Raw genomic sequence first — 18877 nt, 5'->3', positions numbered from 1 at the left:
GTCAGATATGTTCCTTGCGCTTGGGTGCCTGGCCCCCTGCCGGGGTTGGTGCCTGTCGGTTCATAGGGGTCGGCCGTTGGGGTCGGCCTGGGGTTCCGTGGCTGGTTGTTGGGACTGGTCATGGTTGTATGGAAGGGATACCTCTTATGTCGAGGACCGTTGTTACCCGGAAGCTCGCCGCGATCGCCGCTGCTTCCGCTACGCTGCTCGCGGGCGCCGCTCTTGGTGTGAGCGCCGCGAACGCGGCCGCTGCCCCTACTCAGGACAGCAATGACATCGTCGTGACGAGTTCCACCGGCGCGACGCTGAAGAACCGCTCGCTGAAGGCGTACAAGATAGCCTCCTACAGCGACGTGACGTATGACAAGGATGGTCAGGTCGAGGGCTTCGACCTGCACTCCAGCATCAGCGACGACGCCCTGAAGGCGGCGCTGCAGACCGTCACCGGTAAGACCTGGGATGAGCTGCATGTCGGCGCTGACGCGAACTCCAGCCCGATCCAGTACGTGGCCGACCACTTCCAGGGCACCACGGTGGATGATAAGGGCAACACCGTCCTCGCGAAGGATGACGTGTACGGCAACAAGCGCGCCGGTTCCGAGCTGATGCGCCAGTTCGTCGACGCGCTGCGTAAGCAGGACCCGTCCGCGTTCGCGGCCGGTGACGCGGTCACCGGTACCGTGAGCGTCGTGACCCCGGATGACCCGAACACCCCGGAGAACGAGGAGAAGGACGCCGTCACGTTCGACGTGCCGACGGACGGCGAGGGCATCTACGTGATTCAGGACGAGACGAAGGCGCAGGAGCCCGGTGAGACCGAGTCCCTCGCCATGCTGCTCGGCTCCCCGTTCAAGGCGGACGGCTTCGACGCCAACGCCCCGAAGTACGTCGTGAACCTCGCGAACGGCCAGACGGTCGGCTCCCTGTTCCTGAAGGCCGATAAGGTCGTCATCAGCAAGACCACCGACGAGTCCCCGGTCACGCTTGACTCGAAGCGCACGTTCACCGTCACCGCGAACGTCCCGCTGGACTACGCGTACTACACGAAGAACATCTCCTACGTCATCACCGATAACCCGACCGACAACATCCTCGGCCGCGACAACCTGACGGTCACCACGGACGGCGGCAAGACCACCCTCGCGGAGGGCACGGATTACGAGGTCGCCGACGTCCCGGCCGGCCAGGACGGTGCGGATGACCCGAACGACTTCACCGTCACGCTGAAGGACCCGAAGGCCCTCGCCGGCAAGACGATCGTCGTCACCTACGACTCCACCGTCGATTCCCTCGTGGATAAGATGGGCAACGACGTGAAGGTCGACTACACGAACTCCTCCTACACGGACGGCACCGGTGAGACCACCGAGACCCACCAGAACGTCTACCAGGCCGACCTGGCCCTGAAGAAGACCGACATCGCCGACGCCACGAAGAACCTCGCGGGCGCCCAGTTCACCGTCACGAAGGGCGACAACAACGACGCCGTCAGCTGGGCCAAGGACGGCGACACCTACACCGAGTCGAACCGCGCCAACAGCGGCCGCGCCTCGGTCGTCACCACCGGCGCCGATGGTTCCCTGAACCTGAAGGGCCTCGCCGCGGACGCGGACGCCGCCGTCACCTACCACTTCGAGGAGACCGCCGCCCCGGCCGGCTACCGTCTCGGCGACCACGTGAAGTTCGACGTCACCCTCACCCCGGTGTTCGACGCGAACGGCCGCCTCACGAAGATCCAGTACAAGCTCGTGTCCGCCAACAACGGCCAGTTCAACAACTTCCTCGACCTCAACAAGGGCGCCGAGGGTGAGCTCAGCCTCGACAACACCGTCGAGGTGAACGCCCCGGAGCAGGGCGCCGCGAGCACCATCCTCGCGAAGAGCATGACCGTCGAGAACACGAAGAACCCAAGCGACTTCGCCCCGACCGGCGCCGCGCTCCTGCAGTACGTCGCCGCGATCATCGTCCTCAGCGCCGCCGGCGGCACCATGCTCTACGCCGCGAAGCGCCACGGCAAGGACAAGGGCCAGGCCATCGCCGCCTGACCAAGCCGCGCGGGCAGGTAACCGCGCACCGGTAGGGGCACCCACGCAGCGGTAACCAACGCGGGAACCCCACCCAACACAAGAAGCGGGGCCCCGGCCACCAACCCGATAGGGAACGGTGACCGGGGCCCCGCCATGATCCCACACCACAACAAGCATCAAGCAACCCAACAAGCGACGAGCACGACCACGCGAGGCGCGCCGGAACGAGAACCCCAACGGAGGGGAATGATGAAGGAACGAGGGGACGGAGCGGGCGGCTGAACCACCACAAGTACACGCGCCAGTATGAATGAAGGAGAAGCGAACACCAACGCGGGTGGTCCGGGATTAACGCAAGAACAACCCGGACCACCCGCGTTGCTTCACTATGCCCTTCACAGGTCCACCAGCGCCGCGTTCCTGATAATCCGCTCCACGCCAGTGCTTGCCTCCGCGGTGGTGCGGGCCGGTGGTGCCCCTTCAGGGGAATCTCAATCCCGTTCGTCGGTTCGCGGATATTCGTGTGATGATCTTGGGCGGACCCACGGCTTGGTGCTGGTGGGGCCGCCCATTCTTGTTCCATGAGATTGAGGAGGCTAGTGATGAGGGCGCATAGGAAGAACGGCACGGGCGAGTACGTGCCGTGCAGGGCGAAGAGCGCGGACGCCTGCCCATACGGGGCGTACCAGCATCGGGAGTTCGAGAACGGCACGGCCCTGATGCAGTACAACACTATCGAGGGGACCGGGCATGATTGGGGCGAGCTGCAGGCCCGGTACCCATCCCTGTTCGAGCCCCTGCAACTGCCCGAGAATGTCAAGGCCGTGGCGTCCTGGAACCCGCGCTTGGTCGAGGCAGCGTACCCGCCTGACCATTCCGAGCAGCTGGAGGCCCTGATGATGGGTTCCTCGGTTGACCAGCGCGTGATCAACCTGGCGGTCGAGAAGATAGTGGCGGATGATTCGGTCGCGGCCGAGCGGGACGTCATCGCGTCGATGGACTGGACCGACCCCGACGCGACGTTCAGCGCCATCGCCGGGAGGATGGAGGAACGTTCCATCCACGCGTACGCGTATGGCGCTGGTGTGAATGCGACGGGCATACCGGTTGAGATGGTCAAGGAGGACCTGCCGGTCGCATACAAGAACGCCAAGGCCGCTCAATACGTGAAGGATTACCTGGGTAGGGACCGCGACTACTACGCCGGTGCGGTGCAGGACACCATAGCCGCCGACCCCGGCTTGGCTCGTAGCGTCGCCCTCGCCATTGGTCGTGCGAGCGGGGACCTCGTACCGCCCGAGGACGCGGAACTACCCGCCGCTTCCGTCCGAGTGTTCGATGGGCAGGTCCGGGCCGAGGCGGTGCGGGAGTACCCGGGCGCGGCCGCCCAGTACGCCGACTCCCTACGGAGCATCGCCGATGGTCTTGAGACCGCGATGAAGCGCAGCAAGGGACTACGTAGGTACTCGCGGGGTACCGTCATCACCACTGCCGTTGGGCGCCTCCTCACATGGCGGGATGTCCCCGACGACGTTAAGGCGCGTATCGAGCAGACGATACAGGGACTGCGGAGCGCCGCTGACGAGGTGCAGGGGAACGCGGCCCTCGACATGAGTGACGCGGGGAACGCCGCCAAGACCGCCACCACGCTGCGCAACGCTGATAGGCTCGCGTGGGACGCTGGTAAGTACCGAAGCGACATAGGACGCGACGGCGGGGCGAATGACGAGGCCTTCAGTACCGCCACCAGCCGGAGCGAATCCGCCAGGAGCGTCCTCGGCTCGACCATCCGCCGCACGCAGGGGCTACGCGGGTACTACGCGGCTCCCGTCCCCGGCACGGACCCCATCACCACGGAGAACGAGGCAGCCTGTCTGGAAGCGCTGTCGAAGGTACCGCAGCAGGACCACGGGCGGTACGACGCCCCGCCACGCACGAGAACCGAGGCAAGCGCGTTCCTCCAGGATTACGGCGTCACCGCGCTCAGGCCGGACGGGACCATCGAGACGGACCCCCTCACTGCGGTACGCCGTTCCGTCACTCGACGCCTCACGAGCGACAAGTACGAGGGCATGCTAGGCCGGTCCCGGGGAACCGAAGCAGAATCACTCCATGACAGGCTCGGGGACCTGCCCCGCACACCCGCGAAGCAGGCTGGTCAGGAGCCCAGCGGTGAAGCCCTATCACGAGCGAGCGTACTCAGCAGGATCATCACCGACTAACGAGGAACGCGGACGCGAATGGGCGTCCTCGTGACGACCGCCCCAAGCCGACACGACGGGAGGAACAGACGGGCGCGGGTGGGGCCGGACCACCCAAGGCGGCGCCCGCAGGAGAAGAAGAGAAGAACGATGCGAGCGCGGGTGGTCCGGGATTAACGAGAAGGGAAGCGGGCGGAAGAAGAAGCGAAGACATGGCGCGGGTGGTCCGGGATTACCACAATGGAGCGAATAACCCGGACCACCCGCGCCGCTTCTCTCCTCGCCTCACGGGTTCCTGTGCGGGGCCTGCTCGTCGGCCCGTGGATATTCGTGTGGTGATTCATGGGGCGGACCCACTGGCTTGGTGCTGGCGGGGTCGCCCCATTGTCGTGCCTTGGTTGGTCGTTGATTGGAGGAGCATGATGAGGGCGCACTTGGTGAATGGCGTGGGGCCGGGTTACGCGGAGTGCAGGGCGAGGGAGCGTTCCTGCCCGTATGGTGCGGAGGCTCATCGTGAGTTCGAGAACGGCTTGGCGATGCTGCAGTTCAACGTCGTGAGTGAGGAGGGCGGGTTCGATCTCGCGGAGGGCATGGACCCGGACCGGCCGGGGAGCGCGCTTGATTGGGATAACTACCGGAGGCTTGCGGAGCTGCGCGACTTGGGGCACGCGCTTCCGGATGATGAGTATGCGTCGCTCGTCGGGGCGGTCGCGGCGGCCGCCGCTGGTGATGGGGACAGGGCGCTGGTCGGCGGAGTGGATTGGACGGACCCGTCAGCCGCGCTGGAGAAGCTCGGGGACCGGTCCACGAGGCGCCTGGTGGAGGCGACGGCGAGGAGCCTGAACCTTGACCCTGACGCGTACTCGGAGTTGCCGGGGGAGATGCTGATCGAAGACATGCACGACGCGGTACGCGCCACCGGCGTCCGTGACGGTTCCCCGGCCAGTACGCCGGGTGGAGTGAAGCAGCGGAGCGTGGACGGCATCATGGGGGCCATCGACGTGCTGCGCGGGACCGATGGGGGCATCACGCTGCCGGGTAGCGGCACTCCACTATCTGGGTCCGCCCTGCTGGCCTTCGCGCGGATACGCGGCGACGAGGAGCTGGCCACCGAGGTCTCGAACCGCATCATGCAGGAGAACCGCATGCTCCTCGGCGACGAGGAATCGGCGCTACCCTCCGAGGCGGTCCGGGCGTTCGACAAGCGTGTGCGCGCCGCCGCGAGGAGGGAGCTGCCAGCCTGCGCGAAGGAGCTCGCCGACACGCTCGCGGTGCTGCACGGCGCGGTTATCAACAGCTGGCCGGAATCACAGGAGGGGTACCGGCGCTCGGCGGAACGGCTACGCGGCGACGTGGACGGGTTCCGGGGCAAGCTCGCCGAGGCGGCGGGGAACGGCGACGCGCTCCGGCTCGCCGAGCTCGACAAGGAGTCGGAGGACCTCATGGACCGGCTCATGGAAGCCTCCCCATACCAGGGGGACGATGACGAGGCGCAGCAGGAACCGTACCTCTCATACCGCAACGCGATCGACTGGGTGTGGTACGAGCAGATGAAGCTCGGCACGCTCACGCGCCTGGCCCACGGGCTACGCGGCTACTACGGCGGGCCGGTCCCCGGAACCGAACCCATCACCGGCCCCGGCACGGATGACGGCGAAGCACTGGGCAGGCTGCGCATGGCGCCTGCGATGCCCGACCACATGGTGAACGCGACCAGTGAAGCGGGCAACTGGCCCGACGAGCAGACCATGTTCGAGGACAGGGACATCAGGTTCCTCGCCGGTGGGGCCGCGAGAACGAACCTGCCACCGGGGTCCACGGAGGTCGCCGGCGGCGTCACCGCGCTACGGCCGGACGGGACCATCGAACCCGACGCCCGCCGAGCGAACCTCCTCGCGATGACCCGCATGGCGAACCACCCCGAGTGGCGCGAAGTCGAGACCCGAGCCGGAGGCACGCTATACAAGGCCAACCCAAGGGACATGATGAAGGCCCGGCTGGATGACCTCCAATACCCCGATGATGAGGACAAGGCCACGCAGCTCCGCGCGATACTCCAACTCCTCCTATGACCCTCCCATGACAAGAAGCCGGGCCGAGGGAAGGCGCGGAAGCGGCGCGTCACGGCACGGCGCTCCCACAGCGCAACGACAACAAGCAGGAGGAGGGGAAGGGCAGAGAAGAACCGGCGCGGGTGGTCCGGGATAATCATTAGAACAACCCGGACCACCCGCGTCGCCCTCAATAATCAGGACCACCCGCGCTGCTTCCTCAGTGGTTCCTCAAGCTGATTCCTCATCGGTGGTTCCTCAAGCTGATTCCTCATCGGTGGTTCCTCAGGTTGCGTCTTCGGTACCGCTCGTTCCCGCCCGTGTGTGGTCTTCGGGCGTTCGTGGGTTGGTGGGGTCAGGCGCCGGTGGGCTTGCCTCGTCGTGGTGGGCGTCGCGGCTTGTGCCTCATTCCCTCCGGCGTGTCCTTGTATGCGCTTCCGCTGCCGGTGCTGGTCCTGCGTGACCGGCGCGGCTTGCCGCTGTGCTCGTGCTCCTGTCTGAGCCTGTCGACCTCGCTCATTGGCGTGCCGCCCGGCAGGTCCTGCAGGTAGCTCGGCAGGCCTTCGCGGATCCGGATGTACGGCTGGTGCGTCTTGTAGTGCTGGAGCTGGATGTACTCGTGGAGCGTGAATGGCGCCTGTCGTTCGAGGTACGCCTCGTACCGTTGCTCCAGCCTTCTACGTATCACGTCGTACAGCCGGAGATGGTCCCTGAACGTTCCGCCCTCGATGACGCCGAACGCCTGTATCGCCTGCGTTCCCCTCAGCATGAGGTTCGCGTACTGTCCTCCGGGGACCATACCGTCCGTCTTCAGCTGCTCCAATGGAGGGATGGATGGCTCCACGCCCTGCATTATCGCCTCATCAAGCTCGTACAGCATCTGCATGGTGAGGGGCCGGATGTAATCGTCCTCGGGAAGCAGCCGGTACTCCTCCGGCGTGTATCGGAGATACCCGGCATCGTCGTTCAACGCGTCGGCGTAGTAGAGGATGCGCCGCAGGTACGAGACGCTGGGGTTCGTCCTGATGCCGCCATGACCCTTCTGGTAGAAGCGCTCATCGAGGATTGGGCGGAGAACTGGATGGTCGTCCGTGACGCGGTAGAAGTGCTCGTCCAGCCATTCGGCCCGCTCGCACGCCCCAGCGGGTTCCTCGATTCTCCCTTGGAGCAGGTCTTCGGCGGACTCGTCCATGTCGCGGATGAGACCAACCCAAGCCGCCCTGTCCCCGTCCTCAAGGTTCAACACCACGACCCTTGCGGGCGAATGGCCATCGGGCGGCACGACGAGCCGGATGGGGGCCTGCGCATCAAGCCGGTGCAACATGCCCCGGATGGCGTCCACCACGAAGAACCACGAACCCGCCTTGAGGTCGGCATTGAACGAGCGAAGGTCCTCCGCCGCCGTTGGGGTGGGCATGAGCCTCGGGTACGTGTTGCTCCGCAGGCTCTTCGCCGCGAGGGAACGTATACGGCTATTCGCGTCGGAGAACGCCTGAAGGTCCCTGTTCGCGCCGCGAATCTCCGCAAGGTCCGAGGCATCAACCGCCTCACCCTCATCAACGAACAAGTCAGACACATCCACTCGCTCGCCGGCATGACTCCGCCACCACGCGTCCCGCGCGCCACGACGATGGAAGCCGAACGGCAAGTACTTCGGGGCCACCTCGCGCCACTCATCACGAACCTCACTCATGGCAACATGATCGGACGCAATCGGGACTAACGCACCAAGCATGAAGCGAGACGCCAGCGGGAACCGGAGAAGGGGACCAGCACGGATGGCCATCGATAGGGGAGGAAGAAGAACGGATGGACCAACGTAGTGGTCCGGAATGAAGGGTAAGTGGCGCGGGTGGTCCGGGTTCTTCAGGACGACTTGGCAGACGAAGAAGAAGGAAGAACGGACGAACGCTGCGCGGGTGGTCCGGGATTAACGCAACGACGGCGAGAACAACCCGGACCACCCGCGTCCGTTCTTCTCGTGCTTCGTGTCTCCCTTCTGGTCTGGCTGGTACTGGGACCACCCGCGTTCGTGTTCGGGCTCTCATGCTTCTTGGTGCTTGTGGTGATGGGCGCTGCTGATATTCCCTGATTGTTGCCGGGGCGGTTCCTGCGCGTGCGCGTGGGCGCCGCCCCTTGTTGTTCCCGCGCTACCCGCGTTGTCCTCGCCTCACGCCTCGTGGCGGTGATGGCGGTCTGGTTGGGGGTGCGGGGGTCTGCTTGGATTGGGGGATTGGCATGAGGGCGCATAGGTTGAACGGGACCGGTCCGTACGTGGAGTGCAGGGCCGTTGATAGGCCGTGCAGGTACGGGGCGGACGTGCATATGAGCTTCGATTCGAAGACGGCCATGGCCCAGTATGACCAGGTCGAGGACTCGGGCGCCTGGGACGGGTTGCCGGAGGATGACGCCGCCGCGCTCCGTGCCGGGCATGAGGTGAACGCGTCGAGGGTGCAGCTGGCGGTGGAGGATGGTTACGCGCGTCAGGCGATGAGCGGCGAGCTCGCCCGTGACTGGGGTGATGACGGCATCGACCAGACGGAGGCGTGCGCCCGCCTCGGGAAGCGGGTCCGTGCCGGTCGCCGGGACGCGGTCCTCCGTTCCCTCGGCCTCGGCGACATGATCGGGGAGTTCCCGGATGAGATGCTGCGTGAGGAGGTGGCGGACGCCTCATACGTCACGGAGCGTGACCGGGACCGTGTGCTCGACATGAGCGGCCTCGATGACGTGGAGGTGGATTACGACCGGGAACGCGCCCTGTACCGTCGTGAGGCGAACGCCGCCGCGCTCCAAGCGACGCGGGACTGGTGGCATGAGCAGGGGACCGTATCCACACGCACCACGGTGAGCCTCGCGCAGGAGGGGGCCACGTACCTGCGCCGCGTCGACCCGGCCGCCGCGCGCGCCGCGGGAGCCGCCATGATGAGGCAGGAACTCGCCATTGAGGGCGACGACAGGCTCCTCGTCCCCGCGAAGAGCGCTGAGAGGGAGTTCTCGAAGAACCTGAAGTGGCGCGCCGTGGACCAGCTCAACGGCATCGCGAACGACGCGTGGGAGGACATGGACCTCGTCATGCGCGAAGCGGATGACAAGGGCGCCCTCCAATGGGACGGCGAGGACGGATCCGTGGACTGGGACGAGCTGGACAATAACGACGAGGCGTACCGGCGAGCCCAAGCCCGGCTCCAGGAGAAGTACGGCGAGGACTGCGAGCAGCTCCAGACACTTGAGGACTGCATCAACTACTACCACCACGCGCACGCCGGGGACTGGGAGGCCGCGGGCATCGCCGCGCAGGACATCCTCGCAAGCGGCATCGACCCCTACTACGACCCCGGCGACGACCTTGAGACGATGCGCGGCCTCGCCCCCATAGCGGTGAAGGGCATCGAGGGAGCCGACTCGGGCGACTCCGACCCGGCCCTCATCAACGACGAGGACGGCAGCCTCGCGAACTACCTCAAGTACGGCCGCTCCGCCATCGACCCAGACACGGGCGGCGTCATCCCGAACGAGCGGACCTGCGCGAAGCGCTACATCGCGAACCGGCTCACACACCCCGACGAACGCTCCAAGTACGAACCCCCGACCACGAGTCATAGCCTCCCCGAAGCCTGCTCCGCCGCGGGCCTCAACGACGAGCAGGCCAAGGCACTCGCCATACTCATCGCCTGACCCGACCGCCCCCACCGGAGCGACGCCCCAACGGGGATATGGGGAAGCCGGGACGCGCCCGCCGTGACGGGCCAGGCGAACCAACGACCAATGAGAACAAGAGCCGGGCAGCCGGGTCGGCTGACCGGTAAGGGAGGGGAGGACCACATGGACGGTGTCCTGTACTGGTTGAAGCGCATCGCCGCATTCATCCTCATCGCTGGGCTCTGCGTAGCCCTGCTCAGCATCTTCGGCAGCCCCGTGGAGGTGATCAAGGCCGGCTGGAACTGGCTCGTCTGGGCCATCGGTCAGGTAGCCGACCTCCTCACCGGCAACAAGCAGTTCGTGGACACCATCACGACGGACCCCGCGAGCATCCCCACGAAGTGACGAACGCCCCCGAACTCGCCGAAGGGATAGAAGAACCAACGCGGGTGGTCCGGGATTAACGTGAACATTCCGGACCACCCGCGCCGCGTCATTCCTTCTTCCCCTTCGGGAGATTCCGCCCCACCCGCGCCCCTGTCCCATTGGTTCGGGCCTGTCGGGCCGGGCGTCACCTTCTCCAGTTGCTCCTCCTGCCCGATTGCGAGTGGTTCAAGACCATCCGCGTTGGCCCCTCCCCGCCTTGTCGCCTTGCCTTCCCATCCATCCCGCCATTCTCCGCCTGCGTCGCGTAGCATTCCCTTCTCCCATGCCGCGCGTGCAGGCCGGCTCCGTTGTGGCCGGATATGTCCGTCGTGTTGTGAGTGCCGTCGCCGGTGGTTCAGGGGCGGCGGCCTTCCTATTCACCCGCGCACCGATCGGCGTGGGTATCGGGGGATGGAATCAATGGGCAGGGCAAGGATGATTGGGAGTGGGGCGCGTCGCGTTCGTACCCTCATTGCCGGTGGAGTTGGTGCGGTGCTCACGGTCGCGTGCGTGACCGGTGGCGCCTCGGCGCTGGACATGCACGACGCTGATGCGCGGCTTGACGCATCCATCGCATCGGCTCAGGCCTGGCATGGCCAACTCGCTAGGCAGGCGATGAAGAGTCACGACGCGGGCCGGTACACGAAGGACCAAGTACTGGAGCAGGACGCTCAGCTCGTATCGAGCATGGATGGTGTGGAGCAGGCCACGCGGGAGCAGCTCAGCATGAACGTGCTGCGGCCCGACACGACCGGCTACACGGCTGATGCGAAGCGCGCCCTCGCCGAGAAGCTGGACGAGCAGTCCGACGCGAACCGACGGGACGTCGAACAGTTGAAGGACCTCACGCCGAAGCTGGAGAAGAGCAAGGCGGAGCGTGACATTCTCAACGCGCGTGAAGCGGTGAAGGCCGCGCTCGACAAGGGCGACGCGCTCCTCAAGTCGAGTGACGGGAACGTGGACGACAATAAGACGCGCGAGGACCTGCGGAACGCGATCAACGCGGCGAACGGGTATGAGGAGGACCGTGACGTGAACGGCCTCAACGCGAAGGCGAAGACCATCACCGACAAGCTCCAGCCGGTGAACGACGCCGTGAAGGCTCGTCAGGACCGCATCGCCCGTGAACAAGCGGAAGCGGCGGCGCGAGCAGCAGCGCAAGCGACGGCAGCTCGCCAGACGTCGGGCAGCGGCAGCTACAGCGGCTCCTCATACGGTTCAGGCTACGGCGGCGGCTCCTACGGGTCCGGCGCACGCTCATACACGGGCACCGGCAGCGGCTACTCGGCCCGCCGCTCCAACGGCTACACCGTTGGCGGGAACTGCTACTCGGTAGGACAGTGCCAGGGCGCGATAGACAGCAGCGGTACCGACGTGATGCAGGCGTACCACACGGCGGGCGGATCCACGTACTACGGGATACACAACGGCAACGGCGGCGCCGCGATGTGGGGCCAGTCCAGCGCCACCATCAACGGCCAGCAGCACAGCCTCGGGGCTTGGCAGCAGGCACAGTACATCGACGGCAAGCCCTACGGCGTGGATGACGGCGGCTCATACGTCCAGACCTGCGGACCCGACGGGAAGGTGTACTACGCGAAGGTCAACTGACCGGCTCGGCCCCACGCCAGCGGCAATGAGCGTCGCCGGTGCATAGGTGCAACGCGGAACGGCGAACATACACGACGAAGCCCCTCCAGACCACACAACGGTCGGAGGGGCTTCGCCATGCCAGGGAACCGACGACGAGAACCCGCCCCCACCAAGGAGGAACATTGAGGGGACGCGGCGCGGGTGGTCCTGAACCTCGCGGGTCGGGGAACAGGAGGGGAAGGCCCAAGGAGAGCAACGCGGGTGGTCCGGGATTACCGCGAGAACAACCCGGACCACCCGCGCTAGTCCCCTGCGCCTCCCCTCCCGTTGGGCGTGGTCAGTGCCCAATGCGTGATATTCGATTGGCACGCGTAACAAGTAGTTGGTTCGGTGACCCGGACCATGGTAGCGCGGCGAGGCGTCGCCGCCCGGCCAGGCATGTGCAGTATCGTCCGACCGCCCCACCGAGGTGGGGAACGGAGGACAGCCGGTCGAAGCCCAGGAAGCGCCCTGAGGACGTGGCGGTCCCAATGAGGGAACCCCGCCAATCAGGAGGACGCAGGTCACGCGAAGGCCCACGGACCATTCGCCGGCATGAGGCCCCTCCGGTCAGCAGAAGACCGGAGGGGCCTCATCATGCCAAGGACCGAACCGACGAGAACCAAGCCCCGATAGGGAGCAATGAAGCGGCGCGGGCGGGGATGATCATCCCGGTCGCCGAGCAGGACCACGGCACAGACGGAACCCGACCCAACGGTCAGGGAGCGAAGAACGAGCGCGGAATGAATGAAGAAGAATGACGTGGCGCGGGTGGTCCGGGATTAACGCGAGAGCAACCCGGACCACCCGCGTTCGTGCTTCTTCGTTCCTCCCGCTGGTTCTTGCCGGTCTCCAGCCGTGGTTCCTCCCTCCGCTTGCCCTCGGGCGGCGCTTCGCCGGTTAGATACATGGTGCTGGTGGGGGATTGGCTCATCGTGGCGTGCGCCACGGGGGCCGGGATATTCCCTACTTGGTTGTTGGGTTGGCGGTCCGTTGGCCTTCGCCCCGTATCGGCGGGCGTTGGGCATCGTTGGGCCGCTTGGATTGTTGGAAGGACATGGCTATGTGGTCTCGATTGACCATGGGTCGCCGCCGGTTCGTCGGCTGGTGGCTCATCCTGCTCCTCGTCGCGGCGGTCGCCGGCGGCGGGGCTATGACGATGGCGCTCCTGCGTAACGCGAGCGCCGATGGCGTTACCGCCGATGATTGCTATGTGGTGACCGCGGATGGAACGCTTACGGGCGTGAAGAATTGGCTTACGGATGATAACGGCAAGGACCATCAATGCGCTGATTACTGGCTGAACAGCCCAGACGTGTTCAAGGTCCCGAGGACCGTGAAGGGCGTCGCGATCCGGAAGGTCTCGATCGCCACGCCGCACAATTGGACCTACTACGGGGCGAAGGTGGATACGAGCGAGGTGGGGGACCAGCTGGTCTCGTTCCGCTACGGCCCGTACCAGGTGGGGGATTACACCCCGACGAACACGAAGTTCGACTTCTCGAAGAACCCGAACCTTGAGGAGCTGGTGGTGCACTTCGACACCTGGTACGACAAGGACCCGGCGACGATCGACTTGTCTCATAACCCGAAGCTGAAGTACCTCGACCTGAGCGAGTCGAGGCAGTTGAACTCGTCGCATAGCGGGGAGATGCCGTTCAAGCTGTCCGACCTGTCGGCGAACCCGCTGCTGGAGACGCTTGACGTTACCGGCGTGGATAACCTCCACTCCGTGGGTGGTCCGGGCAGTGACATCGTCATCTCCGGGCTGAAGAACCTGAAGACCCTGTACGTCGGGTCGAACAGAGAGCTCACCACGCTCGACGTGTCGAACAACCCGGCGCTGCAGTGGCTCGGCGCCTCGAACGGCGGCCACTACAAGTGGGATGACGAGAACTGGGACGGCGAGAACGCGAGCGGCGACATCAGCATGGATGGTTCCGGCAACAGCGTCTCGGATCTTGCTTCGCTGGACGTGACGCATAACCCGGAGCTCGTGCATCTGAACATCAGCGGCAACAGCGACCTGCATAGCATCGACCTGACGAAGAACCCGAAGCTGGAGTTCTTCGACGCGTCGATGAACCTCGTGAACGGTTGCGCCGGCCTGAACACGAAGCTCGACACGTCGCAGAACCCGGAGTTGAAGGTGCTTAGTCTGCATCAGACTTGCGTCGGCACGGACACGTCCACCAAGCCGTGGACGAACCTGTGGGACACTTCGAAGAACACGAAGCTGGAGCGGCTCGCCGTGGGGCGCACCGGCACGAGGATCTTCGACCTGTCGAAGAACCCCGCGTTGACGAGGGCCGACATCGAGCGGAACTGGAACGGCTCCAATAATGTCGCCCAGTACGACTTCACGAACAACCCGAACCTTGAGGTGCTCCTCGCGAACGACTCGGGCCCGTGGCCGGACAACTACATCGACGTGACCAAGCTCCCGAAGCTGAAGTACCTCGACGTCTCCGGCAACGACCTGACGAAGATAGACTTCTCGCAGAACCCGCTCCTGAAGGGCGCGTACCCGCAGCAGGGCAACATGTCCCCGCACGGCTTCATCGAGGCGAACGACCTCCGCGACTTCGTCGTGGGCGGCGCCGGTTCGAAGACCTGGCAGGTTCGGGGCGGCCTGCAGCTGCAGTACCCGAGCAAGACCATCGACCCCGGCCTGAAGGACGTGGACGAGAACGGCTTCTACACGCTGAAGCTGGAGGACCTCATCACCTACCGGAACCATGACGGGTCCGGCACGAACGCCTCCATCCTCGGCGACGAGAACACGCAGTGGGTGCTCGGCAACTACTCCTGCTCCAGCAACAACGGCGGTTCCTGGATGTGCGACGACTGGTCGGGTACGAGGACGGACCTCTCCACCAGTGGTGAGAGCACCATCACGTTCGACCCGAAGACCGCCACGTTCAAGGTCCCCGCGGGCTCCACCGGATTCAAGTTCATCCCGATGAACCTCGACCCGGCTGGCGCCAGCGGCTGGCCGAAGCCCGCCACCACGCCTGCGGAGTGCAACGACCCCTCCACCGCCACGAAGCCGCACAGCATCCTGTGCACCGTGAACCAGATCACGTACACCGTCACCATCGCGAACCCGCTCGTCAGGGTCCGGTTCGTGGATGACGACGGCACGAACTTCGAAGGCAAGAACGGCAACCCGACCATCAAGGACCAGGTGCTCGACCCGCAGGACGCCGACCACGACACGGCGAAGCGCCCGACCACGGACCCGGTGAACCCGAACGACGGGCGTACCGGCAAGGTGTTCGACGGCTGGTGGACGAAGGCGAGCGGCGGCTCGAAGTACGACTTCACCACGCCCGTCAAGCAGAACCTCACGCTCTACGCCCACTGGGTCGACGCCATCAACGACGCCCCCTCGGACTGCGCGCCCGTCATCATCGACGGGGCCGCCAACAGCCCGCTCGGGGACGGCACCGGCAGCGTCGTGGCCTCGAAGAACCGCGTCTGGCTCGTGAACGGCGACGGCACCCTCGCGCACGAGGTGACCGGGTTCAAGGGCACCGTGGAGAACGTCATCGGCCACAACCCGCTGAACAGCGGCGGCGTCCTCGTCATCACCGACAAGGGCGTGTGGTCCGCCAGCGGCCTGTACGGCGCGGAGAAGCAGTACGAGAAGACCAGCGCGGAGGTGACCGTGGACGGCAAGTCCATCACCGGCGTGAAGGGCGTCGCGGGCGACAACCCGCTCGACTACGGCGTGCTCCTCTACACGGACGCGAACAAGGCGTACGTCCTGAAGAGCGCGGACGGCGGCATGACCATCGGCGACCCCATCGAGGTGACCGGATACACCGGCACCATCACGAACGTCACCGGCGGCAACGACATGCACAACGTGAGCGACGACTACGAACACTACGCGCACGGCTACATGCTCACCACCACGACCGGCGTCTGGCTCGTGGACGCGAACGGCAAGGAGACGAAGGTCACCGGCACCACCGGTTCGATAACCGGCGCGGGCGACTTCCCGCTGACCAGCGACGCCATCAGCATCGCCTACGGTCCGGACGGCGTGTGGCTCATCGACGCGAAGGGCAACGCCACGAAGACCAACGTGCCCGGCAACGGGGACTACAAGGTCACCGGCAGCGGCTACGTGAACGCGCATGACTACGGGTTCCTCGTGTACGACGACACGGACGCCTACATCATCGACCCGGAGGCGAACACCACGGCGAAGGTCCAGAAGCTCCAGGGCGAGCTCACCGGCGCGACCGGCACCAGCCCGCTCGCAGCCTCGCTCATCTACGGCAAGGACGGCGCGTGGATCATCGACGGCAACGACAACACCGCGTACCGCGTGAACGGCACGAAGGGCCCCATCACCAGCGCCGAGGGCAGCCTGCCCGGCGAGGAGGGCACCTCCCCGGCCGGCGTCAAGTACGGCGGCAGCATCATCACCGGCCCCGCGGGTTCGTGGGTCGTGGACGGCTCCTGGAACGTGACCGCGCCCAACAACGGCCAGGCGCGCCCCATCACCACCACCGAGGGACGCCTCACCGTCGCGCGCGGCATCTCGGCCCCGAGGGCCGAGGGCCGGGGCGGCCTCGTCTACTCCACGAGGGGCGCCTGGCTCGTCAAGCCGGACGCGACCACCATCCGCATCCAGTTCCCCAGCGAGTGCGCCACAGTCAAGTACCGCTGGCACGAGGACTCCACGGACAAGGACCTGAAGACCTACAACACGAAGGACAAGGTCACCTCCGAGATACCCGACGAGCTCGTCAAGAAGGGCGCCACCGCCACGCAGCCGAACCCGGACCCGAACGTCCCGACCGGCTACGAGGACAAGCTCGACAAGTTCCTCTACTGGTCCCTCGACAAGGACGGCAAGGACCCGAAGACCGGCAAGGAGTCCAGGTACGACTTCACCACGCCAGTCACCGGCGACACCACGCTCTACGCCCAGTACAGCGAGGGCACGTACCGCGTGAGGTTCTTCGATGACGACGGCAAGAAGTTCGACGGCACGAACGGCAAGGAGAACATCCCCGACCAGGTCGTCCCGTGGAACACGCCCGCCACCCAGCCCGACCCGGACCCGAAGCGCGACGACACCTACGAGTTCCTCGGCTGGTACACCTGCCGGAGCGGCTGCCGCAAGTGGGACTTCAACACGAAGGTCACCGATGACACGGACCTGTACGCGAACTGGCAGACCGTCATCCCCGACGAGCCGAAGGACTGCTCGCCCATCGTCACGAGCGCCTACGGCGACTCGCCGCTCGGTGACGGCGGCAGCATCATCGCCACGATGAACCGCGTCTGGCTCGCACACAAGGACGGAAGCGTCGACGAGGTCACCGGCATCACCGGCACCGTCAGGCAGGTCATCGGCTCCGAACCACTCAAGGACAGCGGCAGCGTCATCGTCACCGACGAAGGCGTATGGACCGTCACGAAGGACGCGAAGGCCACACGAATCAAGGCCAACGGCACCGACATCCAGAACGCCACGCGCGTCAGCGGCGAGCGCCCGCTCACCGACGGGGTTCTCGTCGCCACGAAGAGCGACGCCTACCTCATCAAGGGCGGCAAGGCCACGAAGGTCAGCGGTCCGACCGGTGACATCACGAACGTGAACGGCACCGACTACAGCGACAACCTGTACAGCCTCCTGACGAACTCCTACCCGGCCGACATCACCACCAGCGGCTGGGTCGTCAGCACCACGAAGGGCGCGTGGCTCGTCGCGGGGGATGGCACCGTGACCCAGGCCAAGGGCACCACGGGCGCCATCCGCGGCTCGGGCCCGTACCCGCTCAGCAAGGCGGGCATCAGCCTCGTCTACGGTGACGACGGGGTATGGACGATGGACGCGACCGGCGCCACCACGAAGGTCAACGGCATGGACGGCGGCGACTACCTCACCGCCGGGGCCGGCTACATCGATGACGACCACAACTACGGCATCGCCCTCGCGAAGGACAAGACCCTCTGGTACGTCAACACGAAGAACGGGGCGACCAGCAACGTCAGCTCCGACGGCTTCCCGTACTGGTCCACCATCACCGGCCTGTACGGCGTGTACCCGCGCTACGACATGGGCGTGAACACCGTTTATGGAGGCTACTTCGTCAGCGGCCTGCCGTACAACGACACGAACCTCATGGGCAGCGTCAGGGGCATCAGCGGCCTCAGCGGCGAGCTCACCAGCGGTGAGGGCGACATGCCGTGGGACAACGGCACCACCAGCGACGGCAAGACCATCGCGGGCGCCATCGTCACCGGCAAGAGCGGCGCATGGGTGCTGCGGAGCGACACCCGCGGCACCGCCATCACCGGCACGAGCGGACGGCTCACCGTCGCGGGCGGGGTCAGCAGCCCCAACGCCAGCGACCGGGGCGGCCTCGTCTACTCGAAGCAGGGCGCATGGCTCGTCAACCCGGACGGAAGCACCGTGAAGGTCAACCTGCCCGACGAGTGCCTCGTCCTCCACACCGTCAAGCACCGCCAGGTGAACGACGATGACGAGAACAAGACGGAGCACGAGGTCACGAACGCGAACGGCACCATCCCCGACCAGAGCGTCATCGACGGCCACCGGGCGACCCAGCCCGACCCCGACCCCACGGCCGAGGAGAACAACAAGGCCGGCTACACGTTCGACGGCTGGTACACCGACACCACGTACACCACCAAGTACGACTACACGAAGCCCGTCACGAAGGACGTCACCATCTACGCCCACTGGGTCAAGGCACCGACCGCGACACCGATCCGCGTGCTCGCCCAGACCGGCGGCGTCATCCTCCTCCTGCTCGCGGGAGCGGCGGTGACCACGACGATGCTCTACCGGGCCGCGAACAAGCTCAGCAAGCCCACCACAACCAACAGCGGCAAGTAACACACAGACACAATC

8 protein-coding genes are annotated in these 18877 nt (G+C 65.8%); 7 read left to right on the top strand and 1 reads right to left on the bottom strand.

Going from position 1 to position 18877, the window contains the following annotated elements; translation table 11 throughout:
• The first annotated feature begins 146 nt into the window (after positions 1-146).
• The 3 genes from G1C97_RS02470 (at position 147) to G1C97_RS02460 (ending at position 6300) form a co-directional block, all read left to right on the top strand.
• Positions 147-2045: a SpaA isopeptide-forming pilin-related protein gene (locus tag G1C97_RS02470; RefSeq protein ID WP_169240374.1), complete on the top strand. Its 1899-nt coding sequence runs from the start codon at positions 147-149 to the stop codon at positions 2043-2045.
• A 584-nt stretch (positions 2046-2629) separates the two neighbouring features.
• Positions 2630-4249, top strand: a complete 1620-nt coding sequence (locus tag G1C97_RS02465) for a hypothetical protein (protein ID WP_169240373.1) — start codon at positions 2630-2632, stop codon at positions 4247-4249.
• Positions 4250-4647: 398 nt separating this feature from the next.
• Positions 4648-6300, top strand: coding sequence for a hypothetical protein (locus G1C97_RS02460; RefSeq protein ID WP_169240372.1), 1653 nt, complete (start codon positions 4648-4650; stop codon positions 6298-6300).
• Between the two features lie 334 nt (positions 6301-6634).
• Here G1C97_RS02460 and G1C97_RS02455 read toward each other — a convergent pair whose 3' ends face one another.
• Positions 6635-7972, bottom strand: coding sequence for a hypothetical protein (locus G1C97_RS02455; protein WP_150380405.1), 1338 nt, complete (start codon positions 7970-7972; stop codon positions 6635-6637).
• Positions 7973-8604: 632 nt separating this feature from the next.
• On the opposite strand from G1C97_RS02455, the gene G1C97_RS02450 reads away from it, so the two are divergent.
• From G1C97_RS02450 to G1C97_RS02435, 4 genes are all read left to right on the top strand, one after another.
• Positions 8605-9954: a hypothetical protein gene (locus G1C97_RS02450; RefSeq protein ID WP_169240371.1), complete on the top strand. Its 1350-nt coding sequence runs from the start codon at positions 8605-8607 to the stop codon at positions 9952-9954.
• A gap of 90 nt (positions 9955-10044) precedes the next feature.
• A complete protein-coding gene (locus tag G1C97_RS02445) occupies positions 10045-10323 on the top strand; it encodes a hypothetical protein (protein ID WP_169240370.1) in 279 nt (92 codons plus the stop codon).
• Positions 10324-10764: 441 nt separating this feature from the next.
• Positions 10765-11955, top strand: coding sequence for a hypothetical protein (locus tag G1C97_RS02440; RefSeq protein WP_169240369.1), 1191 nt, complete (start codon positions 10765-10767; stop codon positions 11953-11955).
• Between the two features lie 1078 nt (positions 11956-13033).
• Positions 13034-18862 carry an InlB B-repeat-containing protein gene (locus tag G1C97_RS02435; RefSeq protein WP_169240368.1) on the top strand — a complete coding sequence of 1943 codons (5829 nt, stop codon included), beginning with the start codon at positions 13034-13036 and terminating at the stop codon, positions 18860-18862.
• The last annotated feature ends 15 nt before the right edge of the window (positions 18863-18877 follow it).

This window comes from Bifidobacterium olomucense (genome assembly GCF_012932375.1).
Taxonomy (GTDB): Bacteria; Actinomycetota; Actinomycetes; order Actinomycetales; family Bifidobacteriaceae; genus Bifidobacterium; species Bifidobacterium olomucense.
Note: the sequence above shows the minus strand (reverse complement) of the source record. Positions and strands in the feature narration are given on the sequence as shown.